This window comes from Kitasatospora sp. NPDC028961, from assembly GCF_055564815.1.
In genome coordinates this window covers 206,536-233,120 of sequence record NZ_JBVHVO010000010.1, presented here as the reverse complement: position 1 = coordinate 233,120, position 26,585 = coordinate 206,536, and the positions used below count along the sequence as shown (strand labels likewise).

The window sequence follows — 26,585 nt, the reverse complement described above, 5'->3', positions numbered from 1 at the left end:
CGGCCGCGAGGAGGCCCGGGCGAGCCCCGGTCTCACCGGCCGTAGGCCGTGTCGATGTGGGCGAGCACCGCGGCGGCGCCGTCCTCCGTGGCGATCCGCCGGGCGAGTTCGGCCGCGCGGCTCCGGTGGACCGGCTCGGTCGTACAGGCCGTGATCGCGGTCCCGAGGGCTTCGGCGCTCAGCTCCTCGAACGGCAGCACCAGCGGGGCGACGCCCAGCCGGTGCAGCCGGTCCGCCCAGAAGGGCTGGTCGGCCATGACGGGGACCGGTACGGCCGGTACCCCGGCGCGCAGCCCCGCCCCGGTGGTACCCGCTCCGGCGTGGTGGACGACGGCGGCCGTGCGGGGGAAGAGCCAGTCGTGCGGTACGTCGCCGATGGCGAGGACGTCGTCGCCACCGCCGCCGAGGTCGGCCCAGCCCGCCTGGACCACCGCGCGCACCCCCGCCCGCTTCACCGCAGCGGCCACCAGGTCGCTGAGCCGTTCCCCGTGCCCCGGGGCCATGCTGCCGAACCCGATGAACACCGGTGGCGGCCCGGCCTGGAGGAAGTCGACCAGCTCGGCCGGGGGCCGCCAGCCGTCCGGCCGGGCCGGCCACCAGTAGCCCGGGACCTCGACCCGGCTCGGCCAGTCCGCCGGGCGCGGCAGCACGGAGGGGCTGAAGCCGGCGAAGACCGGGCCGCGGTCGGCCTCCGACGGTGCCGGTGCCGCTTCGGGCAGCCCGAGGCGGGCCCGCAGCCGGGTGGCGGCTCCCGCGAAGAGCTGGTCCCGGCGCCGCACCACGTCGTGGCCCGCGGCCAGGTTGCCCTCCGGTCCCAGGCCCTCGGCGTCCGTCGCACCGGGCAGCGCGAACTCCCGGGTGGCGAACGCCGGTACGAGGTGGGTTTCGAGGACGGGCACGCCGAGCGCCTCCCCGGCCGTCTCGCTCAGCGGAGCCGGGGCGAAGGCGGTGAGCACCAGGTCGGTACCGTCCGCCACGGCCCGCTCCACACCGTCGGCGAGCCCGTCCACGTACGCCCTCGTCAGCGCCCGGGCCTCCTCCCGCGACGCCGCCCGGGACCAGCCGCGGATCAGCTCCTCCGGGTCCCCCGGCAGCGGCCGGTACCCGAGGCCGCACCCGCCGACGAGTGCGGCGAAGGCCGGATGGGCCGCCACGGCGACCTCGTGTCCGGCGTCCAGCAGGCGTCGCCCCAGGCCGGTGAACGGTGCGACGTCGCCACGCGACCCGGCGGTGATGATCAGAATCCGCATGCCGCGATTCTCCCCGACGGGCGCCGCCCCGTTCACCCTTCCCGGGAGCCCACCAGCCGCTCCGGGCGGGAGGCGGTACCGGCACCTCTCGTCGGCTGCCCCGGCCCGCGGGTTTCCCGGGGAGCGGCGAGCCGGGAGAATGCGGGCATGGTGATCACGGCGCGCGCCCTCAACCGCTCGACCCTCGCCCGGCAGTTACTGCTGGCGCGGGAGCCGATCGACGCCGCCGACGCGGTGCGGCGGGTGGTCGCCCTCCAGGCGCAGGAGCCCGCCTCGCCCTACCTGGCACTGTGGAACCGGATCAGCGGGTTCGACCCGGCCGGACTCGACAGCGCCGTGGCCGGGCTGCGGGTGGTGCGGTCGACGCTGATGCGGATCACGCTGCACCTGGTCCACAGCGAGGACTACCGGGCCTTCCGCGAGGCGGTGGAGCCGACCCTGCGCGCCTCCAGGCTCGGCGACGCGCGCTTCACGGCGTCCGGGCTGACCGCCGCCGACGCCGACGCCCTGCTTCCCGAGCTGCTGGACTTCGCCGACCGGCCGCGGACCGGCGCCGAGGCCCAGGCCTGGCTCGGCGAACGCCGCGGCACGCCGGTCGAGCTCCCGGCGTGGCGGATGCTGCGGCAGTACGCGCCGCTGTGGCACGTGCCCGCCGGCGGGCCCTGGTCGTTCGCCCCCCGGCCGTCGTACGTCGCCGCCGCCACGCGGCCGGTGCTGACCGACCCGGACGCCGTCCTCGACAGCACGGGGCCGCTGATCCGCCGCTACCTGGAGGGCTTCGGCCCGGCCTCGGTGGTGGACATGGCGCAGTTCGCCATGATCCAACGGGCCCGCGTCAGAAGGGCCGTGCAGGCACTCGGCGACGAACTCGAAGAGCTGGAGGGCCCCGACGGCACGGTGCTGTTCGACCTCCCCGGCGCGCCCCGGCCGGACGAGGACACCCCGGCGCCGCCCAGGCTCCTGCCGATGTGGGACAGCACCCTGCTGGTCTACGCCGACCGCAGCCGGGTCCTCCCGGCCGCCTACCGCAAGCTGGTGATCCGGGTGAACGGGGACGTGCTGCCGACCCTGCTGGTCGACGGCCACGTCGCCGGCGTCTGGCGGAGCGTCGACGCGGGGATCGAGGCCACCGCCTTCCACCCCCTCCCGGAGGAGGTCTGGGAGGCGCTGGCCGCGGAGGCCGGTGCGCTGTTCGCCTTCCTCGCCGACCGCGACCCGCGGGTCTACCGGCGCTACGACCACTGGTGGGCCAAGGGCCTGCCCGCCGCCGAGACGCGTCTGCTCACACCGGCCTGATGCCATCTGATCCATCGGTCGATAGTGAGCGCATGATCCGTCACTGAGAAGGCCGGAACCCTGCGCCCCCGCGACGCGCTCGCGGGGGCGGGGGCGGCGGAGATCCCGCACGGTTTCGACGCCGGCGGGGCGCGGAGGCGTACCGTACCTCCGACCAGCCACGGTGATGACGCGCCGGATTGGCCCAGCTCGCCGAACCGGCGGGCCGGTACCGATCGGCCGCGGCTCCGAGGGCGCTCCGGAAGCTCCGACGGCCCGCGCGGCAGCACCGCCCACGAACGGACAAGCTACGGCCGCGTAGGTCTTGACACCTTTTGACCTCCCTGACACCTTCATGGTTAAAGCTGCTCACAAGGCGCTCGATTCAATCATCTAGAAGCAGATTAGGCGCGCTCTTGCGTCACGTGCCCGATGCCGCCGCCCTACCGCGCGACACCCGGCGCGGCAGGAGATCCGGCGCTCCGCTCACCGGCGCACCGCCGGGAGGATGCCTCGGGGGCCCGACACCAGCTGCCGAGCCCCGAGTCACCATCCCCGCCGACACACACCACGCGCCTCCCCGACCGTCCACCCGGTGTTCGGTCCCGTGCCTTCTTGCCCGAGGAGTCAACATGCGCAGGTCGCACCGACGAGGCAGACGCCTCGTCGCACTCGCCACAGCCGTCGTCACCCTCCCGCTCACGGCCACGCTCTCCCAGGCCGCCGCCGCTCCTCCCGCCCCCAACCCCGCCCCCTACGCCCTGGTACCGCAGCCGGTCTCGCAGCAGGCAGTGGCGGGCGCCGGGTTCACCCTCACCCCGCAGACCCGCATCGCCGTCCTCTCCCGGGACTCGGCGGCGGTGGGCGTCGGCACCTACCTCGCCCAGCTGCTGGCCCCCGCCACGGGCTACAACCTCGCGGTGGTCAAGGACGACCGGGCGCCGAAGAACGCGATCGTGCTCGATCCCGACGGCCCCAAGAGCCTGGGGGACGAGGGCTACACCCTCACCTCCGACGAGCGCGGTGTCCTCGTCAGGGCGCACGGCGCCCAGGGCCTGTTCCGCGGCGTGCAGACGCTCCGGCAGCTGCTCCCCGCCGCGGTCGAGTCCCCCACCAGGCAGTCCCGTGCGTGGACGGTGTCGCCCGCGAAGATCTCCGACTCGCCCCGCTACGAGTACCGCGGCGTGATGCTGGACGTCGCCCGCCGCTTCTACCCCGTCGCCCAGGTCAAGCGCTACATCGACGAGGCGGCCGCGTACAAGATCAACACCCTTCACCTGCACCTGACGGACGACCAGGGGTGGCGCATCGCCATCGCCGGCATGCCGGAGCTGACCTCGATCGGTGCCAGTACGCAGAGCGGCTTCACCGGCGGCAGCGACTGGTACTACTCGGCAGCGGACTACAAGGAGATCGTCTCCTACGCCACGTCCCGCTTCATGACCGTGGTGCCCGAGATCGACGGACCCGGCCACACCGAAGCCGCCCTCGCGTCGGTACCGGGCCTGAACTGCGATGACAAGGCGAAGGCCCCGTACTCGGGCTTCGACGTCGGCATCAGCCTCTACTGTCTGGAGGACGCGGCCCACATCGGGAACACCAGGCGCTTCCTGGCGAAGGTCATCAAGGAGGTCGCCAAGCTCACCCCCGGCCCCTACATCCACCTCGGCGGCGACGAGACCCCGGACGCGTCCCCGGAGGAGTACGCCGCCTACGTCAAGGCGGCCACCTCGGCCACCACCGGCCGCGACAAGACCGTGATGGGCTGGCACCAGCTCGGCCAGTCCAGCGTCCCCGCCAACAGCCTCCTGCAGTACTGGGGTGAGGACGAGGACCGGGAGAGCATCGGCACCGCCGAGGAGACCAAGAGCATCCGCGAGGTCCGCCAGGGGGTCGCGCAGGGCGCCAAGTTCGTGATGTCCCCGTCCGACCACGCCTACCTGGACATGAAGTACGAGGTCGCCACCCCGTACGGCCTGAGCTGGTCCGGCTACGTGCCGGTGCAGCGCGCCTACGAGTGGGACCCGACGACCAGCACCGCCAAGCCCGACGGCACCGGCTCGGTCGTCCCGGCCAAGAAGATCGCCGGGGTCGAGGCCGCCCTCTGGGCCGACCGTGCCTACGAGGGCAGTAACGGCCTGCCGACCCCGAACACCCGCTGGCCCGCACCGCAGGACTACGCCGACTACATGAGCTTCCCCCGCCTCCCCGCGCTCGCGGAGGTCGGCTGGAGCCCCCGGTCCACCCATGACTGGAACAGCTTCCGCCAGCGCCTGGCCCAGCAGGGCCCCCGCTGGACCGCCGCCGGGATCGGCTACTACGCCGCCCCCGGCATCCCCTGGCCCGGCGTCGTGAAGACGGTGCCGGGCGCGCACAGCGTCGAGACCGGGGGCAAGGCGCTCGACAACCCCGGCGGCTCCACCACCGACGGCACCGCACCGGTGCTGTGGTCGCCGAACCGCGGCCCCAACCAGACCTGGACCTTCGCTCCCCAGCCCGACGGCTCCTACACCATGACCAACAAGTCGTCCGGCAAGTGCGCCGAGGCGACCGGCGCCGCCGGCGGCGCCGTCGTCCAGCGGACCTGCGACAACCAGACCGGTCAGCGCTGGAAGATCACCCCCGGCGACAACGACCAGTACACCATCGCCTCCGCCGCCACCGGCCTGCTCGTCACCGCCGCCTCGGCCGCCAACGGCGCCGAGGTGACCCAGCAGCCCGACACCGGCTCCGCCCTGCAGCACTGGTCCATCGACTGACCGACCCCGTCCCGGACCACCGCCCGCCGCCGCTCCCCACACCCCGACCGGAGCGGGGACGGGCGGTGCCCGTTCCCTGACCGCCGCGCTCCCCGCTGCCGCGTCGGGCGCAGTAGGGTCGGCGCATGCTCCTGTGGATCAACGGCCCCTTCGGCGGGGGCAAGACGCAGACCGCGCACGAGATCCGGCGGCGGCTGGCGGGCAGCGTCATCTGCGACCCCGAGCACGTGGGTTTCGGCCTGCACCGGATGATGCCGCCCTCGCTGCGCGGGGACTTCCAGGACCTTCCCGCCTGGCGGCAGGGAGTGTTCGAGGTGTTGGACCGTGCTCTGACCGAGCACCACGGCGTGGTGATCGCGCCGATGACGGTCGTGGAACCGGCGTACCTCCGCGAGACCGTCGGTCGGCTGCGGGAGCGCGGCCACGACGTTCGGCACTTCGCGTTGCTGGCGGAGCGCGCGACGGTGCTGCGACGGCTGCGCGAGCGCGGCTTCGGGCACGTCGTGCAGTTCGTCGCCGGGAAGGACACCGCTCCGCGCCGGGAGAGCTTCGCCCTGTCGAAACTCGACGTGTGCCTGGAGCGCCTGCGCCAGGACGAGTTCGCCGAGCACCTGTGGACCGACCGCCTCACCGTCGCGCAGGTCGCCGAGCACATCGCCGCCGCCTCCGGACTGACGCTCGCCCCGAACACCGACAGCGCGCTCCGCGGACGCCTTCGGCGGACGTGGACGGGTGTGAAGCACATCCGGTTCGACTGAGCCGCCGCTCCCTCCTCCCCCGGTTCCCCTGCACGCCGCCCGGACTGCCGCGGCGTCCGAAGCCCCCTGCGCTGCCGGCGACCTGACGCCGCACCCGCACCCGCACCTGTTTCCGGCCCAGCCCGAGCCCAGGCCCAGGCCGACGGAAAACGGCTTGCCTTCGAGCGGTGACCTCGATCAGGATCGCCCGCATGGACCTGTAACGGCTGCCACGTAGCGAGAACCACCTGTCGCGCGATCGATCTCGGAGCCTGATGGCTCGGCCCCGGGGCGATCAGTCGCGCCCGCGTGTGCATCCGTCAGATCCAGGAGCCGCAGCACCGCCTGCGAGAGCTCCTGCCGAGTCCTGAAAGCAATCACCTCCATGCATACCGACCGCAAGGCCCTGTGGGCCGTGCGCCAGTCCGCCCTGCCCACCATCGTGCGCCAGTGCCCGGACTGCTCCAGCACGCGTCACCGTCCCTCGGGCAAGATCCGCGTCAACGCGAACGGCAAGCTCCTCGACGTCTGGCTCCTCCTGAGTTGCGCGGGGTGCGACCGGACGTCCAAGGTGCCCGTCCACGAGCGCGTCCACGTCTCGTCGCTGGAGCCCGCCCGCCGGGTGGCGTACGAGACCAATGACCCGTCCGTGGTGCGGGAGTTGACGATCAGTGCGGCACTCGCCGCGAAGACCGGATACCGCCTCGACTGGACCGGCACCTGGGGCCTGGAGACCCGCACGCCCCTCTACGCGCTCGACGACCCGACCCCGCTCAGGGTGCTGGTCACCTTCGAGCTGCCCGCGCCGATCCGCGTCGAGCGGCTCCTCGCGCTCGGGCTCGGGCTGAGCCGCGCGCGGATCCGGCGCATGCTCGGGGACGGGCGCATCCACCTGCCACCGGCCCTTGGCGCCAGGGCGCACCGGGACTTCGAACTGACGATCCAGCGTTTCGGCTCCGTCGACGTGGCGAAGCCCGCGACGCTCCTCGGCACCCGTGCGCCGACCGGCGCGCGCACTGCTCCGCACCCTCTCGGAGCGCTCGACACGGCGCGGCAGCTGTCGCGGTCGGCGGGAGCGTAGGAGAGAAGCGGTGGGGCCTCCCTTCGAGTCGTCGGGAGGCCCACCGCCGCGGCACCCGACCGGGCGCCACCGTTGCCTCCCCGCGGCACCCCTGGGTCGCCCCGTCGCTGTACCCCCGCAGGTTCTCCCGGACCAGTGGCCCGGGGCGGCCGTGCCCGGAGGCGTCGGCAGTCGTTGTCGAAACTGTCGACCCATTCCACACGAAGGCAGGCGGACACCGTGACCGACATCGACTGGGACCACCCCAAGGACCCCGCGCCGGGCACCTGGCAGCTGGACCACGTCAAGCAGTACGTGGGCTCGAACGGCGCCGAGGGGCAGCACTGGAAGGGCACCCAGACCCTCCTGCTGACCACCGTCGGCCGGGTCTCCGGGCAGGCCGTCCGCACTCCGCTCATCTACGGCGAGGACGGCGGCCGCTACCTCGTCGTCGCCTCCAAGGGCGGGGCCGACGACGCGCCCCTGTGGTACCGGAACCTGACGGCCGACCCCCGGGTCCGCGTCCAGGTCGGCCCGACGATCGTCCAGGGCACCGCGCGCACCGCCACCGCCGCGGAGCGGGCCGCCTTCTGGCCGGTCATGGTGGGCCACTGGCCCGCGTACGACGAGTACCAGGCCAAGACCGACCGCGAGATCCCGATCGTGGTCATCGACCCCGCCTGACCGGCGCGTGGGCGCACCGCGGGCGGGCGGGTGGCCCCCGGTGCGCTCCACGCCCACCCCGGGCCGAACCGGGCTCGACGTCCGCACCGGCTCCGGGCCGGCACCACCCTCACCCGGGTGGCCGCCGGTGGATCGGTACTGTGGCCGGACACCCCGTCGAGAGGCGCCCTCCCCATGGCCAAGAACGCCGCCGAACCACGTGCCGCGGCCCGCAAGCCCCTGCTGCAGCTGACCGGCGTCAGCCGCTCGTACGGCGAGCGGGAGGTGCTGCACCCCGTGAGCCTGTCGCTGGCCGCCGGAGAGTGCGTGGCACTGCTCGGCCACAACGGATCGGGCAAGTCGACCTTGCTCAGGGTCGCGGCCGGACGCGACGCCCCCAGCAGGGGCACCGTGGTCTTCGACGGCATCCCGATGGACGAGAACGACCCCCGGGTCCGGGCCCGGGTGGCGGTGGTCGGCGACACCGTCGCCTGCTACCCCGACCTGACCGTCCGCGAGCACCTGCTCCTGGTCGCGGTCGCGCACGGGGTCGCCGACGCGCCCGACTGGGTCTCCCAGGTACTGACCGACCGGATGCTCACGGCACGGGCCGACGCGCTGCCCTCGGCCCTCTCCTCCGGACAGATGCAGGCCCTGCTGCTGGCGTGCGCGCTGGTGCGCCCGCGCGACCTGCTGCTGCTGGACGAGCCCGAGCAGCGGCTCGACCCGGACGCCCGCCGACACCTCGCCGACCTGCTCAGGGCGGAGCTGGCCGACGGCGTCGCGGTGCTCCTGGTCACCCACCACACCGACCTCGCCCTGGACGTGGCCGACCGGGTGGTGGTGCTGGAGGACGGCAAGATCCTGAAGCAGGGCGCGACCCGCAAGGTCCTGGCAGCGGATCTCGCGGCCCGCACCGCCGCCGGCTCGGCGGGTGCCCGGTGACCACGACCCACCCGGAGGCCGACCGCGACCTCGCCGTCGAGGCCTGGACGGACGACGACGACTGGACCGACGAGACGCTCGCCCTGCTCCGCGCCCTGCGGGCCCCCCACCGGCGCAACCGTGCCAAGTCGGTCGGCTTCGCGGTCTACTGCGTGGTCCTCATCCTGATCATCTGGGGCGGCGTGCCCAGCCTCGGCCTGTTCCTCCAAGCCTCCATGGGCGCCGACTACACCGGCCACGGCGGTGATCTGCTCGCCGCCATGCCCGCCGGGATCACCGCGATCGGGCTGCTCACCTTCGTCCTGCTGGTCCGGGACGGCCTGTGGCGCGGCCCGGTGGTGCCGCCCCGGGCGGCGACCGACTGGCTGCTGATCCACCCCGTCCGGCCCCGCCCGGTGCTCCGCCCGTGGTTCTGGCTGTCCTGCGCCGTGGCCGCCTTCCCCGGCCTGGTGGCCGCGGTCGGCGGCATGGTCGCGCTCGGGCTGACCGTTCGGGTCGGCCTGCCGGCCGCGCTCGGCTGGTGCCTGCTCGGGGGGCTCTGCGTACCGCTGCTGGCCACCTGCGCCGCGCTGGTCGTGGAGCGCAGTGACCGCGCCGCCCGCTGGGTGCGCCGGCTCACTCCGTACCTGACCGTGCTGATCATCGCGCTGGCCGGGCAGAGCGCGCTGGCCGTCGCCGGACACCCGGTGCACTGGCTGGAGCTGGTCGAGCTGTGGTCGGGGCCGTGGGGCTGGGCCGCGATCGCCGCCCTGGCGCCGACGCCGGCCGCCGTGGCGGGCGGCTGGGCGGCCGCCGCACTGCTGGTGCTGTCGACCGTCGCCGCCCTGGCGCTCGCCGACCGGGCCGCCGCGACGGTGCCACTGGCCCGGCTGCGGGAGCGGGCCAGGACGGCCGCCGGGGTGCTGGCCGCGCTCCGCACGGTCGAGCTGCGCAGCGCACGACTGGCCGTGAACAGCGCCAACGGCAGTGACCGGCAGCGCAGGCTCCGGCTGCCGGCGCCCCGGCGGGCGTGGCAGGTCGTGCCGTGGCGGGACACCCTCGCCCTGCTGCGCTCGCCCGCCCGGCTGGGTCGCGCGGTGGCGCTGGCGGTGCCCGCGCTGCTCTGCGCCGTCCTCGCGCACGGCGCCACCGGTGGGCTGTCCTGGCTGACCACCGCCGCCGCCCTGGTGTTCGGCTACCTGGCCGTGGCACAGCTGCTGGAGCCGGCCCGGATCGAGACGGACGACGTCCGGCGGGCCTCCTGGTCGCCCTATCCGTTCGCCGCCCTGATGCTGCGCCACGCGATCGTCCCGACCGTGGCCGGGCTCCTGCTGGGGCTGGCCTGCGCCGGGGCGCTGCTGGCCGCGGGCAGCGGCCCGGCCGCCTGGCTCGCCCCGGCCGCCGCACCGGCACTGGTCGCCGCGGGGCTGGTGAACGCCTGCCGCGGGGTGCTGCGCAAGGACCTGATGCTGTCCCCGGCCCAGGGCGCGGGCGGCGGGACGGGCCCGCTGCTGTTCGCCGCCTGGTACGCGGCCGGGCCTGCCGTGGCGGTGGCGGTGCTGACGCCGATGTTCTCCACCGCCCTGCGCGGCGGGACGGCCGTCCCGGTCGGCAAGGCCGCCCTGATGGCGGTGGTGGTCGCGGTCCTGCTCCTGCGCTGGGCGCAGGCCAGGGCGACGAAGATGAGCAAGGCCCGCCCGGGGACGAGCGCTCCCTAGCCCCGTCCGTACGTCACGGGTCGTCGCTCCGGACACGTCGGCGCACCACCACCCGGGCCGCTCGCCCTCACGACCACCGAGCCGCCGCCCTGCACCGAGGCCGACCCGGGCCGGGCCAGGCCAGGCCAGGCACATCGCGCTCGTCAACGTGCCGGACGTGAAGTCGGTCCGCCGGCTGCCCCGATCGCCCCGGCGGTCCGGGGCAGCCGGTCCAAGCCCCTGCCCGGCCTAGGAGGTGACGTCCAGCGGGCGCAGGAAACGGCGCTCGTACCGCTTGATGCAGCCGGTGCTCCGGGCCAGTTCGAAGGCCGCCTGGCACTCCGGGTCGGTCATGCTGTCCGTGCGGTACCGCTCGTACGCGGCGAAGCCGGGAAAGGAGAAGAGGGCGTAGGCGATGTCGCTGTCTCCCTCGCTCGGCAGGAAGTAGCCGTGGTGCGTCCCGCCGAACCGGTTGACGAGCCCGACCCAGCGGCGGCCGTACTCCTCGAAGTCCGCCAGCTTGTCGGCGTCGATCTCGTACTTCAGATGAATGGTGATCATGCCCCCATGAAAGCGGCCGCGCCGACCCGAACGCAACGGGCGGCGATGTCCTCGACCAGATCGAAGCGCCCCCACGAGCTGGCGGTGCCGGCCGACGCCCGGGGGCCCGGAGGCCCGGAATCGGCCGACGACTCGGTCCGTCCGATCGTCCCCTGTCCTCCAGCGGGAAGAGGTGGGTGGTTCGGCGATCACGGTGCAGTGGATCAGGACGTCATGGACGAAGGCATCCCGGGGCGGTGAGGCCGCTGCTCGCAGGAACGCGGCTCCGGTGGGATTCGGGGTGCCGGTGACCCCGGCCGCGTTCGCGCACATCGTCCGGATGCACGAGCGCGACGGCTTCGAGCCGCGCGAGAGCCGGGCGGCGCTTCGTGACGTACCGGTCCGCCTTCACGAGGCGGAGGACCGGTTGCGGGTGCTTCCTCGTGTGGATCCCCTGTTCGGTCTGCCGCCTCGCCCCCGAAGGCCTCCCGCGGTGCGGCTCCGGCCGGGTCAGTGGGTGCGCTGGCAAGTGAACTACCGCTTCAGCAGCGCGGCGGGGAGGCAGGACTGGTCGTACTGGCTGGACACCTTCAACATCGCCTACGGCCCGGCCGACGCCGACGTGTTCCTGTCGGCACCGCCCGTCCTCGTCGACGAGTGCGGGCCGCTGCGCTAGCGTCACCGCGTCGCTCCCCCGTCTGACCTGCGGCGCAGCCGGTGCGGCCGGGTGACAGCGGGCGGCGCGGAGGCTCCGCCGTCGAGGCGCCCCCGTGCGGTGTTGTCACAGGCCTCCTGGATGATCACCGTGTTCGGTCCGAGCACCCGTCTCTTCACTCTGAGCAACGCGTATGCGGGCCAGGCCGACGTAAGCTCCACGATCTACGGGTGGCCTACGGCTGAACCGGACTCCGGCGAGCCGGAGTTCGACAGCCCGGAGTTCGACGGCCCGGGGCGCGAGGTTCTCGCGCCCCGGGCCGTTGTCGTGGGGGCGGCAGCGGAACGGAACCCGCCGGCGCCACCGGGATGCTGAACGCTTGGTCCGATGGCGGGTTACCTCCCCCCGGAGAGGCGGTGGTCTGCCGGCCGTCCAGTGCGGCCACCAGCTGCGGCAGGGCGCCGCCGGCCACGACGAGGGTGAGGTGGTCGTGGAAGTCCCGGCTGCGGACGATCAGACCGTCGCGGACGCTGCTGGCCGGAGCGCAGCAGGGCGGCGCGGTCCGCCTGGAGCTGCGTCTGCCGGAACTGATCGCCTTGATCGCCGGCGCCAGTACGACGATGGAACTCCGCGGAACCGAACCGGCGGCCCAGCAGCGGATCTTCGAAGTGGTCTTCGACGGCCTGCGGGCCCGCTGACCGGCAACACATAGGACTTTTGCGGGTTACTGACGCTACGTCAGGACCATTCGTCGGCAGACCGGATCGGCCGAACTCTGCCCTCCAGCGGCAGGCGTCACGATGTCCTCCGCCTCCTTTGCGTCGGAGGCTTCACGACAGCCAAGGGAAGCTTATACATCGGCGTCTGCCATGATGGATTCCTTATGGCGAGGCATCGCGCGGCGGCCGCGATGCCGCTCGGAGTCGATGTGAGGGTGTGGCGATGCGGACGATCGGCCTGATCGGTGGGATGAGCTGGGAGTCGACGGCGGAGTACTACCGGTTGTTGAACGAGTTCACGCGGGAGCGCCTCGGCGGACTCCACTCGGCGCGGTGCGTGATCTATTCGGTGGACTTCGCGGAGATCGAGCGGTTGCAGGTGCAGGGCCGTTGGACGGAGGCCGGCGAGATCCTGGCCGCGGCCGCCCGGGCGCTTGAGGCGGCCGGCGCGGACATGGTGCTGATCTGCACCAACACCATGCACAAGGTCGCGGACCGGGTCGAGGCGGCGGTCTCCATCCCGCTGCTGCACCTGGCCGACGCCACCGCGACGGCCGTGCGGGCGTCGGGCCTGCGCCGGGTCGGTCTCCTGGGCACCGCGTTCACCATGGAGCAGGACTTCTACCGGGGCCGGCTCGAAGCCGGCGGACTCGATGTGCGCGTCCCGGACGCCGACGGGCGCGCGATCGTCCACCACGTCATCTACCAGGAGCTCTGCCTGGGCGTCGTGCGGGAGGAGTCCCGCGCCGCCTACCGGAAGGTCATCACGGACCTGGTGGCCGACGGTGCGGAGGGGATCATTCTCGGCTGTACCGAGATCGAGCTCCTCATCGGTTCCGAGGACAGCCCCGTCCCGGTCTTCCCCACCGCGCGACTCCACGCGGCGGCCGCCGTGCACGCAGCGCTGTCCGGCACCCGGCACGAGGGACCCACCGCAGCCCGCTGACCACCGCCGAGACGGGGTGCGGAGCTCGCGGGCGGGGTTCCCCCGCGCGAAGCATTTCCGCGTCAGCACGATCCACGCGCCGAGGCGCACTCGCCGGGGCCCCCGGGACGGGGACGGGGACGATCAGATGCTGGTGAGGCTGACGCTCTCGAAGCTGGGCTGCGGGATGTTCGTCGCCGGCTGCGGGATGGACGGCACGATCGAGACCGTGAGCGGACCGTCCGGCATCAGCCCCTGGTCCTTGAGGCGTTGGACCTGCTCGGTGACGTCGTAGCTGGCGTCGTGCCCGCCGGCGCCGGCCATGCCGAAGAAGGAGATCCAGCCGACGAAGTAGGGGCCCTCCGGGTCGAGGTCGCCGCCGGGGCCGTTGAGGAAGACGTGGAACGGCGTCCCGGGCGGGATCTCGGTGTACACGTCGTGCACGGTGAGGATGAGGTTGGTCTGCGGCTCGTCGCGGGCGGCGAGCGAGCGCATGGCACCCTCGACGCCGCTCGGTTCCAGGGACACCGTGGTCGCCGCCCTGACGTCGAGCGGCTGCCGGGGGTTGCCGACGGAGGCCGCCAGGACCCGCTCGCCCGCCCGTGGGGCCTGGACCGGCGGCAGGATCACCGGCCGGGTGCCCGACCCGTCGGTCAGCGACTCGTACGCGTAGTCGCGCGCGTCGTCCATGACCACCTTGCTGGTGGGCCGTTCCTCCTGTCCGTTCCCGTCGAAGAAGATGAACTCGTGGTCCAGCCAGGACGTGTGGTCCGGGTTCTGGTTGCCCTTGTCCAGCCAGCCCGACCAGAGCCGGTCGAGGTTGGCGTGGTGCAGCCAGAAGATCGGATCGCGGGCGGAGCCCTCCACCCGGCCCATCCAGCCGCCCACACCACCGTGGACCTGGTTGTGCGGGACGTTCTCCAGCTCGCCGAAGCCGGACTGGAAGTGAGGCATGACGGTGTAGCTGACCTCGCTGCCGAAGGTCGGCTGGACCGCTGACAGTCTCTTCGTGGCAGCGAAGATCGTCGCGCTCATCGCCCTGAAGGGGTTGAGGTCCACGTAGGGGAGGACCTGGTGGGCGGCGTTCTTGTCCTTGGCACGATGCGGGGCGGCCCAGAACTCCGCCTCGGTCGTGGGTTCCAGGTCGTCCCGGAGGCAGAGCGGGTTGTCGACGGTCAGGGTGGTGCCGCCCGGGCGGTCCGGCATCTTCGGGCTGCGGAAGGCCGCCGGGAGCGCGCGCGTCGTGAAGGTCGGGGGCGGGCCGGCGGAGGGTGCGTCCAGCGCGTAGTCCCAGTACGGCAGGGCCCAGGTGGTGGACGGGTCGGGCGTGATGTGCTCCTCGGCGGCGATCTCCTTGATGGCCGCCCGGATGATCCGCTCGAAGTACCAGAGGTAGCCGCGGTGCCACGGCAGGAAGAACCAGCCTCCGTGCGGACACTGGCTGAAGGCTTCGTGCGTCTGCGTGACGGTGGGCGGGATGCCGTGGATGCACCCCTGGAAGACCCAGCTCGTCGGGTCGGTGGCGGGTCGCTGCTGCATCCTTCCGACGGCGCGGGCGTACCAGTACAGCACCGGATCCCACTCGGCCATCTTGCTGGCGTCTCTTCGTATGAACGTTCCGTTCGACATGTCACTCCTAGGGTGGGCCGGGCGCCCTGGCCGGGCGGCCCGGCTTCCCGGGGCGGCGGCGGCCACCCCGTGGTGCTTCGTCCACAAGCCTTCGAGGAGGTGAACCGGGCCCGCTGTCCGGACGAGCAGCGGTGGGCGGCACGGGGCGCCCGCAGGACCCTGGAACGAGGTGCTCGATCCGCCTCACCCGTCCAGGAGGGGCGCCATGAACGTCAGCGATCTGACCGGCGCCGGCCGGGCCGAGGAATCGCCCCGCCTCCCGTTCACCTTGAGCGGCCGGGGCCGACCGCCCGTCGCGGACCTCCACTACGAGTACGACGGCGTCGTCCTGCGCCACTGGGAGACCGGGATCGACCAGCGGATGGTCCTGGCCGGGGCGGTGCTGCGGGCGGAGCCGCACTCGGGTGGCCCCACCGGGCAGACCGCGAGCTTTCTGGCGGTGCGCCGCGACGGTGCGTGACCCGGTCACCGGACGGCCCGCCGTCAACTCATGCCGAGCAGCATGTAGGCCATACCGATCGACATCACCGTGCGCCGCGCGGCGACCAGGTCGGGTGAGGTCAGGGCGGCAGGTCCGTGGACACGGGCCGACCGCCCTGCCGGTCGTTCCCCCCGCGTCCGGCCCCCGGCGGCCGGACGCGGCAGGAGCGTGCCCGCGCCGCGGGCCGCGTGGACCAGGAAGTAGGCGACCAGCGCCAGCAGGGCCCACTCCGGCACCGCGGCATGGCCGCCCCCGTGGCCGCCACCGGTGTGGCCGGCGCCCGCGTGGTGCTGCGCCGGTGCCATCAGCAGCACCAGGGCGGCCATCACCGCCGCGCTGAGGAGGTGGTGCGGATAGTGACGCAGGGCGCCGATCGGGGCCGAGCGGTGGTGACGGCCTATCCGCCCCGCCAGCAGGACCGCCGGCCAGGCCGCGGCCGTGGCGAGCAGGGCGGCCCACAGGACTCGCGGCAACGGGTCCGCCGCCGGTGCCACCATGGCGACCATGGCGAGGGCCGTCACGAACTCGATCGGCTCCAGCCGGCGGTCCGGACAGCCGCGCCCCGCGGCGGCGAGGGCGCAGTGGACCGCACACCAGCCGGTCAGAGCGATCAGCAGGGCGGTGGCGATCACGGGCTCTTGCACGGGAGACCCCCGTTCCATGGCCGTACCCCTCGTCTCCACGGTAGGCCGCGGTGCGGCGGGGCGCACGGGGAGACCGGACCGCCCGGCCGGCGGGCACCGCCGGTCCCCTCGACCGTGGGAACAGGGAGTGACCGGGGCCGCGATGCGGCCGAACTGACGGAGCGTCATCGACTACGGAGCGTTGCCCGGCCACCGGTTCCCGGCCCTGGCGCGGGGGCCTGAGGCACCTCCCGAGGCGCCCCGCCTCCGGCCGGCTTCCGCCGTCCCCGGCGGTACCCCCGCGCAGCTCAGGCCCGCACGAACCGCCGTGGGAGCGCCGTCTGTGCCGCCGCTCACCACGGCAGGCGGTGGCTCCAGCAGGCGAGGGCACCGATGATCGCGGCCGCGGCCGCGCAGGTGAATCCACCCGCGCGCGGGCTTCGCCGCGGCCCCGGGCCCCGGGCAGTGCTGCGGGCCCGAGAGCGTCAGAGCCACGCCCGTCCCGAAGCACCGCCCGTCGACATCGCTGCGGCGCGTCGGATCCAGGGCCGCCGACTCGACCGGCCCCGCGCCGTTCGCCGGACAGGGCCGCCACGAACAGGGCCGCCACGAACAGGGCGGCCGCGGACGGTGCCGGCTGGTCAGACCGGGGGCTCGCGCCGTTCCACCTGCTTGGCGAACGCCAGCCACTGGGCGGCGATGGCCCGGGCGAGGTGGCCGACCTGGGCCTCGCAGTGCGGCGGCACGGCGGCGATCAGGCCGGACCATCCGGTGTCGGTGGTCTGCCGCAGCAGTCGCAGGAGTCGGCGGCCGTCCTCCCGCAGGCGCAGCGACGGATCCCGTGCCAGCTTCTCGACCACCGGCTCCTGCCCGGCGAGCGGGCGGGTGCCGTGACCGGTGCGGACGGCCGCCCGTGCCGCGGTGACGGGCGCTCGTGTCCGCCGGGCCCAGCACGGGGCCCCGGCGCCCGCGAGGGATCGCCGGAGGGCCCGTGACGGGAGCTGCCCCCGTCACGGAGTGCCTCGGGTCAGCTGGGTGGGCCCGAGAAGACGACGCCCTTGCGCAGCAGGCCGGTGCCGTAGTCGAACTCGACGGTGAACGGGTCGGCCGCGTCCTTCGGCAGGGCGTAGGCGGACAGGCCCACGGCCTGCTGGCCGGGCGCGAGAGAACCGCTGAGGAGCTTCAGCCGTCCGCTGCCGTCCGTCAGCGAGAAGACGAGGTCGCCCTTGGCGTCCTTCACGATGGGCATCCCCGATCCGTAGAGCGAGAGGTCCGTGGACCCGGTGTTGACGACCGTGATCCTCACCTGGACGATCCTGGCGTCCTTGGGGGGATCGAAGACCGCCGAACTCGGGACGTACGGCTCCGGCTTGGCCATCGTGACCTTCAGCCCGTCGCCGTAGGTGTAGGACTGGCCGAACGACAGGTGGCGGGCCTTCTCCTCCGCGGCGGCCTTCTCCTGTTCGGCCTCGATCCGCTGCCGTTCGGCCTCGATCCGCCTCCGCTCGGTCTCGATCCGCTCCTTCTCCTTCGCCGCCCGCTCCTCGGCGGCCCTGGTCAGCGCGTCCGCACGAGCGCGCGCGGCCGCCTCCTCCGCCCGCTGCTCCTGGTGGACGGCCCGCACCTCGGCCACCACGAACACCCCGGCGCCGACCGAGACCAGCAGGCCGACGATCCCGAGCACCACGCCCGAGACCGCCATGGCCCGGTTGGTGGCCACGCCCTTGCGCACGTGGCCCAGCCCGACGGCGCCGAAGATCACGGCGAGCAGGGCAGGCAGCCAGGAGAGCCAGAACAGGATGATGACCAGGCTCAGGACCGTACCGACGATTCCGAGCACCATGGCCGTGATGCCCAGGCCGTTGCGGGGCGGTGGCGGCGGCATCGCGTACGGCGGCCAGTACGGCGCACCCGCGCCCGGGGCCCCGCCGGGGACCGGTGCCGGCGCACCGGCGGGGGCGGCGGTCGTGGCCGCGGTCTCACCCTGGACCTGAGCCTGACCCTTGCCCGGGTCCGGCGGTGCCCAGGGGTCGGTGTTGGCCGGTCCCTCCGCGGTCGGCCGAGTCTCTGGCAGGTCAGGTATGGCCATACGAAGTTCCTTCAAGCACGTTGGGACGACAGGCTGCCGGGCTCCCGGGCCCCACGCGGACCGAGACCGGACCCGCCCGGCCGGCCGGCCCCCGGGACGGGACACCGGCGGGGTCGGCGGGTGATCAACATACCGGTGTCCGGCGACACCCCCGACGCCGCCCGGCGTATCGCGCACGACGGGCCTCGGCCGCCCCCTCGGAGCCATTCGATACCCGCACAGCAAGTCCGTGCACGAAGTTGGCCGAGAATACACTCCCCCTTCATTGTCATGCACGGGACAATTGGGCCGGATCCCGCACAGAAAGGACCTACCGATGAAGCTGTCCGTCCGCCGCTCCCTCCGCGCCACGGCCGCGGCCCTGGCCGCGCTGCTCACGCTGGCCACACCCGCCCTCGCCGCCCCCGCCACGACCGCCGCTCCGGCCGCCACCCAGGCCGCCCCCGCGGCCGCGGCCGCCGACCAGCGCCAGGCCATCTACGCCATCGCGCACCGGGTCGACACCCTGGACGGCGTGGACGCCGCGCTCAACCACGGCGCCAACGCGATCGAGATCGACGTCTGCGCGTGGTGGAACCCGAACGAATGGCGTGCCTACCACGACTGTTCCTCGGCCGGTGAGAACCGACTGGGCCCCAGCTTCGACAGCATGATCGACCGCATCCTCTCCAACGCCAACGCGGGACGCCGGCTCGCCCTGGTCTGGCTGGACATCAAGGACCCGAACTACTGCGGGGAGCAGCCGAACCGTACGTGCAGCGTCGCCGGGCTGCGTGACAAGGCGCAGCGGCTGACGGCCGCCGGGATCCAGGTGCTCTACGGCTTCTTCGAGTACCACGGCGGCAGCACCCCGGACGTCGGCGGCCGGGGCTGGCAGAGCCTGGCGGGCAGGCTCGGCCCGCTGGAGGGCATCACCTCGACCGGGACCCGCGACCAGGTCCAGGGCGCCTTCGACCGGTCCGGCAACGGGTTCCCGGCCGGGCACCGGGCGATGGACTACGGCGACTCCGACATCACCAAGGGGTTCGGCAACTGCACGGAACTCACCTACAACACCTGCGCGGAGCTGAAGAAGGGCGCCGGTGACCGGGCCGCCGGGCGGCTCGCGGCCACGCTGTCCTGGACGACCACGTACAACGACCCGTGGTACGTCGACAAGCTCCTCGGCGACGCCCGCGTGGACGGCATCATCGCCGGCTACGGCGCCTTCACCGGCGTGCGCGAGTACGACAACAGCTGGCAGTGCGCCAACGCCGTCAACCTGATCCGTGACTGGGTGAACCGCCACAGCGGCACCCACCGGATGGCCAACTCCGGCGACCGCCTCTTCCGGTAGCGGGACCGTCGCGGCCGGGAGCCCCCGGTCCGGCGCCCGGCGCCGCCCGTGGACCGGTCCGACAGCCGTCGGGCGGGGCTACGGGCGGCGTCCCCATGCGGAGATCATCGGAGCGGTGGCGAGGTCGAGCCGCCCGGTGGCGACGTTCGCCAGGTGCCGGTCGATCTCCTCGTCGGTGGCGAGCCCGTGCTCGACCAGACGGTGGCGGATCTGCCGCACCGTCGCGTCCTCCAGTACGGCGCACGCCGGTGAGGCGATCGGGAAGTACGCGTCGGCCCGCACGTCCTCCAGGCCGGCTTCGCGCAGCACCCTGGGCAGGGTCCGCCCGTAGGCGAGGTCCGCGCCGCGCGCCGCCATCAGGGTGCGAAACCCCGTGCGCAAGCGGTTGGCGAGCCGCTGCTCGGGGCCGGACTCGTCCGGGCAGAGCAGCGGCTGCAACGCGGGGTCGGCGTCCTCCAGGAGCAGCCGGCCACCGGGGCGCAGCGCGCTGACCATCCTGCGCAGGGCCTCGGCGCGGTCGGCGACGTGCACCAGGACCAGCCGGGCGTGTACCAGGTCGAAGCCGCCGGGCGGCGGCGGATCGGCCGCCACGTCGTGGACCAGCACCTCGATCGCGCCGCCGGCGATGTCCCTGGTCCAGCCGACGTCGAGGTCGGTGGCGACCACCGCCCCGGTCGGGCCGACGCGTTCGGCCAACCCGAGGGGGACGGAGGGTCCGCCGGCGCCGACCTCCCAGCACCGCATGCCGGGGCCGATGCCGATCCGGTCGACGTGCCGGAACGTCACCTGGTCGAACAGCTCGGCGAGGGCGCCGAAGCGAACGCCCGCCTCGGCCTGCTTGTTGTCCAGCAGGTAGCCGTGGTCGGTGCCGTGCTCACTCATGGGGCGATTGTGGCACCTGCGCCTGTACCCGCGCCCGCACCGGCTCCGCTCGCCGGCCGCCGGCCGCCGGCCAGGAGTGGGCGGTGCGTTCGTCGGTGGAGCGCGCCGCGATGGGTCCGGCCGCTCCGGCGGCCCGGTCCGACCCGCGCCGGCGGAGCGGCGGCGCCAGGTGGCGGGCCAGCGCGAGGACGGCGAGGAGCGCCACCAGAGCGCAGACGGCCGGCCAGCCGGCGAGGCCGTAGACCCGGACGCCGAGCCAGGAGCCGGCGCTGCCGCCGAGGTAACCGCAGGTCATGTAGGCGGTGTTGAGCCGGGAGCGGGCGTCGGGGCGGAGCTCGTAGACCCGGGTCTTGTTGGCGATCATGCCGGACTGCATCGCGACGTCGAGCAGGAGCGTGCCGAGGACGAGGACCGCCAGCCCGGGTGCGCCGCCCCAGCCGCCCGCCGCAAGGACCGCCGCCGCGCCAAGGGTGCCGAGCAGGGCGATCAGGTTCACCGGGTCGGAGCCCCGCCGGTCGACGTGGCGACCCGCGAGCGGGGTGCAGACCATGGTCGCCGTACCCACCAGCGCGAGCATCCCGACCGCCTGGGCGCCCAGGCCGTAGGCCGGTTCGGTGAGCAGCAGCGGCAGGCAGGTCCAGACGGCCGAGAAGCCGGCGAAGACCGTCGCCTGGTAGAAGCACAAGCGGCGCAGTTCCGGTTCGGCGCGCAGCAGCCTGAGCGGTTCGGCGAGCAGCGCGGGGTAGGGCTGCCGGGTGGCCGACGCGGTGGCGGTGGTCCCGTCCGGCAGGGCGCGCGCCAGCACCGCCGCGAGCGCCAGCACCAGCGCGCCGGCCACCAGGTACGGGGCCCGCCATCCGAGCCACTCGCCGAGCGCCCCGCCGAAGGTGCGGGCCAGCAGCATGCCGCCGATGGAGCCGCTCAGCAGGGTGCCGAGCACCGCACCGCGCCGGTCGGCGGGCACCATGCCGGCCGCCATCGGGGAGATGATCTGCGCGGCGACCGTGGTGGCGCCGACGAAGGCTCCGGCGGCCACCAGGGCCGGCAGGGTCGGGGCGCAGGCTGCCGCCAGCAGCCCGACACCGCTGAGGGTGAGCAGGGTGACGAGCAGCGGCCGGCTGGGGAGCCGGTCGCCGAGCGGTACCAGCAGGAAGATCCCGACCGTGTAACCGATCTGGACCGCCGTCACCACCAGCGTGGCGGAATCGAGCGACGTGCCAAGTCCGGCGGCGACCAGTGGGGTGATCGCCTGCGGGAAGTAGAGGTTGCCCACGCCGAAGGCACAGGTCAGCGAGAGGAGCAGGAGAAGGCGGCGGCTCATCCCACCTCACCGCCGAGGGCGACGGTGGCCGGGTTCGCTTCAGGTGTCATGCGGGGCAGTCCACGGCACCCGGGTGGTCGCCGCCAATGGATGTAGCGTGGGGCTTCATGGTCGTCACCTTCGAACTGGGCGTCGAGGATCTCGCGGACACCCGTTTCGCCCTCTCGCCCCTGCACGAGGCCGTGGTGAGTCTGCGGGTGCTCCGCGAGCCCGGTCTCTCCGCGCTCCACCTGCCGTGGCGGCGGTCGATCCTCCCCCGACTGGCCGGGCCGGAAACCGAGTTGCTGCTCTCCGTGGTCTCCGCACGGCGCACCCTGCCCGACTTCCTGACCCCGCGGCCGGAGAGCTTCGCCCCGCCCTTCGAGGAGGAGCTGGCCGTCGTCCGCCGGACCGCTCCGGAGGTCGTGAGGGCCGACCTGCTGGCCACCCACGCGCCGGACCGGCTCCCCGCACCCCTTCTGGAGGCCCGCTCGGACCCCGCGCGGCTTCGGGACGCGCTCTGCGACGCCCTGGAGCGGTACTGGGAGCTGGCCGTACGGCCGAGCTGGCCCCGGATGCGGCTCCTCCTGGAGGCCGACATGACCTACCGGGCACGCCGGCTAGCCGTCGGAGGCGCCCGTCTGCTCTTCGCCGACATGCATCCCTTCCTGCGTTGGGAGAACGGGGTGCTGCGCATCGCCGACATGATCAGCCGCCACCACGTCGCCGTCTCGGGACGCGGTCTGCTGCTGGTGCCGTCCGTCTTCGCCCACAAGCCGGCGCCCCCGCTCAGCCCGGACGGCGCGCCGGCCCTCTCCTACCCCTGCCGCGGTGTGGCGACCCTCTGGTCCCGGGAGCCCGCGCCCGATGCTCCGGCGCTGGCGGCGCTGGTGGGCCCGCCCAAGGCGCGGCTGCTCGCCCTCCTCGATGAGCCCCTGGCGGGAGTCGAACTCGCCCGCCGCCTGCACGTCTCCCCCAGCGCCGTCTCCCAGCACCTGCGCGTCCTGCACGCGACCGGCCTGGTGGCCCGCGCCCGAGACGGCCGCCGAATCCTCTACCGCCGCAGCCACCTCGGGGACCAACTGCTCGGCTCCCCCGCTCCCCCCGGGCCGTAGCACCGACCGCCCGGCCCCGGGGGTGACGGGAGGTCGACTCCGAGCTGTCGGGGCATCAGCCGCACAGGGCGGCCGTCTGCGCCTCCATCAGTCCCGTACTCCGCGGGACGGGCGGCGCGCCCTTGAGGTCGGCCCCGAGGTCGTAGAGGTTGACGGCCAGGACGAGCTGCCGTTCACCGTCGACGGTGGTGAGGGACACGCTCGTGTAGCCGGGGCCGCCGCCGTCCGTCGTCCAGGTACCGACCTGCCTGGTGTCCGGCTCGGTGCCGCACTCCACGTCCCGGCGCTGCACGCCGAGTCCGTAGGCCGGTTTGTCGGGGAAGTCGACCGTGGTCAGGAGTTCGCGCTGCTGGGCGGGGCGCAGCAACCTGCCGGCGAACAGGGCCCGGTGGAACCGGGACAGGTCGTCGACGGTGGAGATCATGGCGCCGGCGGTCCAGTCGTACGACGGGCTGAACCGGGTGACATCGTGCCCCGCGAGGTCGTAGCCGTGCAGATGGGGACCGTGGATGTCGGGGTCGGTCACCGGGAAGGAGGTGTCCTTGAGGCCGAGCGGCGCGATGATCCGCCGCTGGATCTCGGAGGGCGCGCTGCGATGGGTGACCGCCTCGATGACCAGCCCGGCGAGCAGGTAGTTGGTGTTGGAGTACGCCCAGTCGGTGCCGGGGGCGAAGAGCGGCGCGTGCCGGACGGCCAGCGCGACCACCTCCCGCGGGGTGTAGACGAAGTCCCGGTCCTGGTGTTCCAGGTAGGGGGCGAAGAACGCCGGCTCGGTCGTGGGGTCGTAGATGCCCGAGGTGTGGTTGAGCAGTTGGCGGACGGTCACGGCCGCGCCGTCGTTGCCGTTCCCCCGGACCGTGCCCGGCAGCCACCGCTCCACGCTGTCGTCGAGGGAGAGCCGCCCCTCGCCCTCCAGTTGCAGCAGCACCGTCGACACGAACGACTTGGTGTTGCTGGCGATCCGGAAACGCTGGTCGGGCCGGGCCCGCTCGCCGCTCGCGGTGTCGGCGAGCCCGGCCGCCGCGCGGGACTCCCGCTCGCCGTTCCGGGTGTACGCCACGACACCCGGGAACCCGTCCACGACCGTCTGTTCCAAGGCTGCCTTGAGGCCGGCCGGTGGGGCCGACGGGCGGTCCGCCGCGGCCGCGGCCCCCGGGAGGACGCCCGCTGCCGCCACCACGCACATCCCCACCCACACTGCCGCGGCCCCCGTACGTACCTTCACTGATTGCTCCTGTCCTCGTTGCCCGTGTTCGTCCTGACTCATCGTGCCGGGCCGCCGCACCGGCTGCCCATCCCGCTGACGCCCGTGTCGGTACGGGGGCTGTCCCCACCCCGCACCCTCCGGTTCGCTCCATAGCCCGTTCGAGGGGATCCGGAGCAGGTCGGGGTAGGCACCGCGCGGAACGGGGAAGGCAGCCGCCGTGTCCACCGGGACACGGGCGCACCCCTCGTGCGTCCGCCCACCACCCCACCAGGCATCGGGAACGTGATGACGAACATCGACCGCAGGCACGCCCTGCGCGTGGCATCCGCGGCAGCAGTCGGCATGGGTGCGACCCTCGGCGCGACCGGGACCGCCCGGGCGAGCCGGCGGGCCTCGACCCTGAACCTGAAGGGCAGGCGAGCGGCGGCCGACATCCCGGGCGTCCTCACCGCCGGCGCACCGTACTTCGTCCACTACGAACTCCGCGACACCGACGACAATCCGGTCGGCACCGAGAGCGCGCACAGCCTGCCGATCACCGTCGGGCCGACCGGGTCCCTGGTCCTGGCCACCGTGGCGCTGCGCCTCACCGACGGGATGCTCACCGCCGCCGGTGCCTTCGAGCGGCCGCTTCCGGCGGTGACCGAGGTGGCGCTGGGCTACCAGCCGTGGTCCCACACCTTCGCGATCACCGGCGGGACGGGCGACTACACCGGCGCCTCCGGCGAGCTCCGGATCGACCACCTCAGCCGCGACGACTCCGCCCTCACCGTCACCCTGGCCTGAACCCGAACCCGAACCCGAACCCGGTCCGGCCCGAGGGCCCCACGGACCCTCGGGGTCGCCAACCGGCCTTCCGAGCGCGGGTTTTGGACTTGCCGGTCCATTTTGAGCCGCCTAACGTGCTGACCGTTCCCTCACGAAGAAGCCCTGCAGAGAGGCGGCACCATGCACGCGATCCGGATCGAGAAGCACGGCGGCCCCGAGGCCATGCACTGGACCGAGCTGCCCGACCCCACCCCCGGCCCCGGCGAGGCACTGGTACGCCTGGGGGTCGCCGGGGTCAACTACATGGACATCGGTGCCCGCACCCAGGGCGGTCCCGGCTGGGCGGCCCCGACGGTCCTCGGCGTCGAGGGCACGGGGTACGTCACCGCGCTCGGCGACGGGGTCCGGGGCCTCGCCGTCGGCGACCGGGTGGCCTGGTTCTACCACCCGGGCAGCTACGCCGAGTTGCTCGCCGTCCCGGCGGACTCCCTGGTCAAGGTGCCCGACGGCGTCGACGACGAGACGGCGGCCGCCCTGATGATGCAGGGCCTGACCGCCAGCCACCTCAGCACCGAGACCTACCCGATCGGCCCGGGCGACACCGCCGTGGTGCACGCCGCGGCGGGCGGCGTCGGCCAGTTGCTCACCCAGATGGTCAAGGCCCGTGGCGGCGACGTGATCGGCCTGGTCTCCCGCGAGGAGAAGTCCGCCGCCGCGAAGGAGGCCGGCGCCGACCACGTCCTGGTCCACTCCGGCGGCGGCTTCGAGGGCCGGATCAAGGAGCTGACCGGCGGACGCGGCGCCGACGTCGTCTACGACGGCGGTGGCGCCGACACCTTCCGCTCCTCCCAACTGGCCCTGCGCCCGCACGGCGTGCACGCCTACTACGGCCCCTTCATGGGCGTCCCGACCCTGCGGCCCACCGACCTGCCCAACAGCATCCTGCTGACCTATCCCGTGGTGCACCACCACGTCGCCACCCGCGAGGCGCTCGTCCGGCGCACCGGTGAGGTCTTCGACCTGGTCCTGGCCGGCCGCCTCACTCCGCGGGTCGGCGGCCGGTACCCGCTCGCCGACGCGGCCCGCGCCCACGCCGACCTCGAATCCCGCCGCACCACCGGCAAGCTGCTGCTCCTGCCGTGACACCGCCGGGCCGGATCCGCTTCGATGGGAGCCGACAGCTCGTACCGGGAGGACACATGCCGCTCACCCGCAAGGGCGCCGCGACCAGGCAGCGCATCGTCGAGGGCGCCGCCGAGCAGATCCGCGCCCAGGGCGTGTTCGCGCTGCGGCTGGAGGACGTCATGGCCCACACGGCGACCAGCAAGAGCCAGCTGTTCCACTACTTCCCCGACGGCAAGGACGAGCTGCTCCTCGCCGTGGCCCGGCACGAGGCGGCCCGGGTGATCGACGACCAGCAGCCGGAGCTCGGCTCCCTCACCTCGTGGGCCGCCTGGCAGCGGTGGCGCGACAAGGTCGTCGCCCGCTACCGCGCCCAGGGCACCGACTGTCCGCTGCACACCGCCCTCGCCCAGCTGGGCCCGGCCACCGACGCCACGCGGACCGTGGCCGGCGGCCTGCTCGACCGGTGGCAGCAACAGCTGGCCGCGGGCATCCGCCACCTGCGGGACGCCGGCGAGACCGACCCCGACCTGGACCCCGACCGCGAGGCCGCCGCCCTGCTGGCCGGCATCCAGGGCGGCGTGCTGATCCTCCTCACCACGGGCGCGACCACCCACCTGGAGGCCGCTCTGGACGTGGGCATCGCGCGCCTGCGCGGCCGGACCGCCGCGGCCGTCGAGACCGGCACCGGCCGCACGGCCCGCTCAGCCGTGGCCGAGTGAACCCGCCCGGCGGTGGGGGGGGGGGGGGGGGGGGGGGGGGGGGGGGGGGGGGGGGGGGGGGGGGGGGGGGGGGGGGGGGGGGGGGGAGGGGGAGAAGGGGGGGGGGT

25 protein-coding genes are annotated in these 26,585 nt (G+C 73.8%); 16 read left to right on the top strand and 9 right to left on the bottom strand.

Annotation, left to right across the window (positions count from 1 at the left end; translation table 11 throughout):
- Positions 1–32: 32 nt before the first annotated feature.
- Positions 33–1,250 (bottom strand): glycosyltransferase, encoded by a 1,218-nt coding sequence (locus tag ACZ4UX_RS20505; protein WP_465707697.1) that lies wholly within the window; start codon positions 1,248–1,250, stop codon positions 33–35.
- A gap of 147 nt (positions 1,251–1,397) precedes the next feature.
- Between ACZ4UX_RS20505 and ACZ4UX_RS20500 the strand changes: the two genes are divergently transcribed.
- From ACZ4UX_RS20500 to ACZ4UX_RS20470, 7 genes are all read left to right on the top strand, one after another.
- On the top strand, positions 1,398–2,546 hold the full coding sequence (locus ACZ4UX_RS20500) for a winged helix DNA-binding domain-containing protein (RefSeq protein ID WP_465707696.1): 1,149 nt from the start codon (positions 1,398–1,400) through the stop codon (positions 2,544–2,546).
- Between the two features lie 611 nt (positions 2,547–3,157).
- Positions 3,158–5,284, top strand: a complete 2,127-nt coding sequence (locus ACZ4UX_RS20495; protein ID WP_465707695.1) for a family 20 glycosylhydrolase — start codon at positions 3,158–3,160, stop codon at positions 5,282–5,284.
- Positions 5,285–5,409: 125 nt separating this feature from the next.
- Positions 5,410–6,042 carry an AAA family ATPase gene (locus ACZ4UX_RS20490; protein WP_465707694.1) on the top strand — a complete coding sequence of 211 codons (633 nt, stop codon included), beginning with the start codon at positions 5,410–5,412 and terminating at the stop codon, positions 6,040–6,042.
- A gap of 364 nt (positions 6,043–6,406) precedes the next feature.
- Positions 6,407–7,102, top strand: a complete 696-nt coding sequence (locus ACZ4UX_RS20485) for a DUF1062 domain-containing protein (protein WP_465707693.1) — start codon at positions 6,407–6,409, stop codon at positions 7,100–7,102.
- 219 nt (positions 7,103–7,321) lie between these two features.
- A complete protein-coding gene (locus ACZ4UX_RS20480) occupies positions 7,322–7,765 on the top strand; it encodes a nitroreductase family deazaflavin-dependent oxidoreductase (protein WP_352286738.1) in 444 nt (147 codons plus the stop codon).
- 174 nt (positions 7,766–7,939) lie between these two features.
- Positions 7,940–8,689 carry an ABC transporter ATP-binding protein gene (locus ACZ4UX_RS20475; RefSeq protein WP_465707692.1) on the top strand — a complete coding sequence of 250 codons (750 nt, stop codon included), beginning with the start codon at positions 7,940–7,942 and terminating at the stop codon, positions 8,687–8,689.
- The gene (locus tag ACZ4UX_RS20470; RefSeq protein WP_465707691.1) at positions 8,686–10,386 is read left to right on the top strand and encodes a hypothetical protein; all 1,701 of its coding nucleotides are present in this window, start codon (positions 8,686–8,688) and stop codon (positions 10,384–10,386) included. The genes ACZ4UX_RS20475 and ACZ4UX_RS20470 overlap by 4 nt, the downstream gene beginning before the upstream one ends.
- A 228-nt stretch (positions 10,387–10,614) precedes the next feature.
- Here the strand turns inward: ACZ4UX_RS20470 and ACZ4UX_RS20465 are convergent, their stop codons facing one another.
- A complete protein-coding gene (locus tag ACZ4UX_RS20465) occupies positions 10,615–10,926 on the bottom strand; it encodes an NIPSNAP family protein (protein WP_329485390.1) in 312 nt (103 codons plus the stop codon).
- A 172-nt stretch (positions 10,927–11,098) separates the two neighbouring features.
- Between ACZ4UX_RS20465 and ACZ4UX_RS20460 the strand changes: the two genes are divergently transcribed.
- The 3 genes from ACZ4UX_RS20460 to ACZ4UX_RS20450 all read left to right on the top strand — a co-directional run bounded on the left by ACZ4UX_RS20460 (position 11,099) and on the right by ACZ4UX_RS20450 (position 13,225).
- Positions 11,099–11,581: a hypothetical protein gene (locus ACZ4UX_RS20460; RefSeq protein ID WP_465707690.1), complete on the top strand. Its 483-nt coding sequence runs from the start codon at positions 11,099–11,101 to the stop codon at positions 11,579–11,581.
- Positions 11,582–12,039: 458 nt separating this feature from the next.
- A complete protein-coding gene (locus ACZ4UX_RS20455; RefSeq protein ID WP_465707689.1) occupies positions 12,040–12,258 on the top strand; it encodes an SbtR family transcriptional regulator in 219 nt (72 codons plus the stop codon).
- A 244-nt stretch (positions 12,259–12,502) separates the two neighbouring features.
- Positions 12,503–13,225, top strand: a complete 723-nt coding sequence (locus ACZ4UX_RS20450; RefSeq protein WP_465707688.1) for an aspartate/glutamate racemase family protein — start codon at positions 12,503–12,505, stop codon at positions 13,223–13,225.
- 123 nt (positions 13,226–13,348) lie between these two features.
- On the opposite strand, the gene ACZ4UX_RS20445 is transcribed toward ACZ4UX_RS20450, so the two are convergent.
- Positions 13,349–14,833 carry a tyrosinase family protein gene (locus ACZ4UX_RS20445; RefSeq protein WP_465707687.1) on the bottom strand — a complete coding sequence of 495 codons (1,485 nt, stop codon included), beginning with the start codon at positions 14,831–14,833 and terminating at the stop codon, positions 13,349–13,351.
- A 205-nt stretch (positions 14,834–15,038) separates the two neighbouring features.
- Between ACZ4UX_RS20445 and ACZ4UX_RS20440 the strand changes: the two genes are divergently transcribed.
- On the top strand, positions 15,039–15,293 hold the full coding sequence (locus ACZ4UX_RS20440) for a hypothetical protein (RefSeq protein WP_465707686.1): 255 nt from the start codon (positions 15,039–15,041) through the stop codon (positions 15,291–15,293).
- A gap of 23 nt (positions 15,294–15,316) precedes the next feature.
- Here the strand turns inward: ACZ4UX_RS20440 and ACZ4UX_RS20435 are convergent, their stop codons facing one another.
- The 3 genes from ACZ4UX_RS20435 to ACZ4UX_RS20425 form a co-directional block, all read right to left on the bottom strand.
- Complete coding sequence (locus tag ACZ4UX_RS20435; protein ID WP_465707685.1) at positions 15,317–15,958, bottom strand: DUF5134 domain-containing protein; 642 nt, start codon at positions 15,956–15,958, stop codon at positions 15,317–15,319.
- A gap of 620 nt (positions 15,959–16,578) precedes the next feature.
- Positions 16,579–16,797: a hypothetical protein gene (locus tag ACZ4UX_RS20430; protein WP_465707684.1), complete on the bottom strand. Its 219-nt coding sequence runs from the start codon at positions 16,795–16,797 to the stop codon at positions 16,579–16,581.
- Between the two features lie 167 nt (positions 16,798–16,964).
- A complete protein-coding gene (locus ACZ4UX_RS20425) occupies positions 16,965–18,026 on the bottom strand; it encodes a DUF4190 domain-containing protein (protein WP_465707683.1) in 1,062 nt (353 codons plus the stop codon).
- Between the two features lie 316 nt (positions 18,027–18,342).
- Here ACZ4UX_RS20425 and ACZ4UX_RS20420 point away from each other — a divergent pair, with 316 nt between their 5' ends.
- The gene (locus tag ACZ4UX_RS20420; RefSeq protein ID WP_465707682.1) at positions 18,343–19,362 is read left to right on the top strand and encodes a PI-PLC domain-containing protein; all 1,020 of its coding nucleotides are present in this window, start codon (positions 18,343–18,345) and stop codon (positions 19,360–19,362) included.
- Positions 19,363–19,440: 78 nt separating this feature from the next.
- Here ACZ4UX_RS20420 and ACZ4UX_RS20415 read toward each other — a convergent pair whose 3' ends face one another.
- Together ACZ4UX_RS20415 and ACZ4UX_RS20410 are read right to left on the bottom strand one after the other, a co-directional pair.
- Positions 19,441–20,244, bottom strand: coding sequence for a methyltransferase domain-containing protein (locus ACZ4UX_RS20415; protein WP_465707681.1), 804 nt, complete (start codon positions 20,242–20,244; stop codon positions 19,441–19,443).
- On the bottom strand, positions 20,237–21,565 hold the full coding sequence (locus ACZ4UX_RS20410; protein ID WP_465707680.1) for an MFS transporter: 1,329 nt from the start codon (positions 21,563–21,565) through the stop codon (positions 20,237–20,239). Before ACZ4UX_RS20410 ends, ACZ4UX_RS20415 begins: the two co-directional genes overlap by 8 nt.
- Before the next feature lie 107 nt (positions 21,566–21,672).
- Here ACZ4UX_RS20410 and ACZ4UX_RS20405 point away from each other — a divergent pair, with 107 nt between their 5' ends.
- Positions 21,673–22,659 carry an ArsR family transcriptional regulator gene (locus ACZ4UX_RS20405; protein ID WP_465707679.1) on the top strand — a complete coding sequence of 329 codons (987 nt, stop codon included), beginning with the start codon at positions 21,673–21,675 and terminating at the stop codon, positions 22,657–22,659.
- A 55-nt stretch (positions 22,660–22,714) separates the two neighbouring features.
- On the opposite strand, the gene ACZ4UX_RS20400 is transcribed toward ACZ4UX_RS20405, so the two are convergent.
- Positions 22,715–23,755: a serine hydrolase domain-containing protein gene (locus ACZ4UX_RS20400; protein ID WP_465707678.1), complete on the bottom strand. Its 1,041-nt coding sequence runs from the start codon at positions 23,753–23,755 to the stop codon at positions 22,715–22,717.
- A gap of 396 nt (positions 23,756–24,151) precedes the next feature.
- Between ACZ4UX_RS20400 and ACZ4UX_RS20395 the strand changes: the two genes are divergently transcribed.
- The 3 genes from ACZ4UX_RS20395 to ACZ4UX_RS20385 all read left to right on the top strand — a co-directional run bounded on the left by ACZ4UX_RS20395 (position 24,152) and on the right by ACZ4UX_RS20385 (position 26,478).
- Complete coding sequence (locus tag ACZ4UX_RS20395; protein WP_359808933.1) at positions 24,152–24,652, top strand: hypothetical protein; 501 nt, start codon at positions 24,152–24,154, stop codon at positions 24,650–24,652.
- 162 nt (positions 24,653–24,814) lie between these two features.
- On the top strand, positions 24,815–25,777 hold the full coding sequence (locus tag ACZ4UX_RS20390) for a quinone oxidoreductase family protein (protein WP_465707677.1): 963 nt from the start codon (positions 24,815–24,817) through the stop codon (positions 25,775–25,777).
- 56 nt (positions 25,778–25,833) lie between these two features.
- A complete protein-coding gene (locus tag ACZ4UX_RS20385; protein WP_465707676.1) occupies positions 25,834–26,478 on the top strand; it encodes a TetR/AcrR family transcriptional regulator in 645 nt (214 codons plus the stop codon).
- The last annotated feature ends 107 nt before the right edge of the window (positions 26,479–26,585 follow it).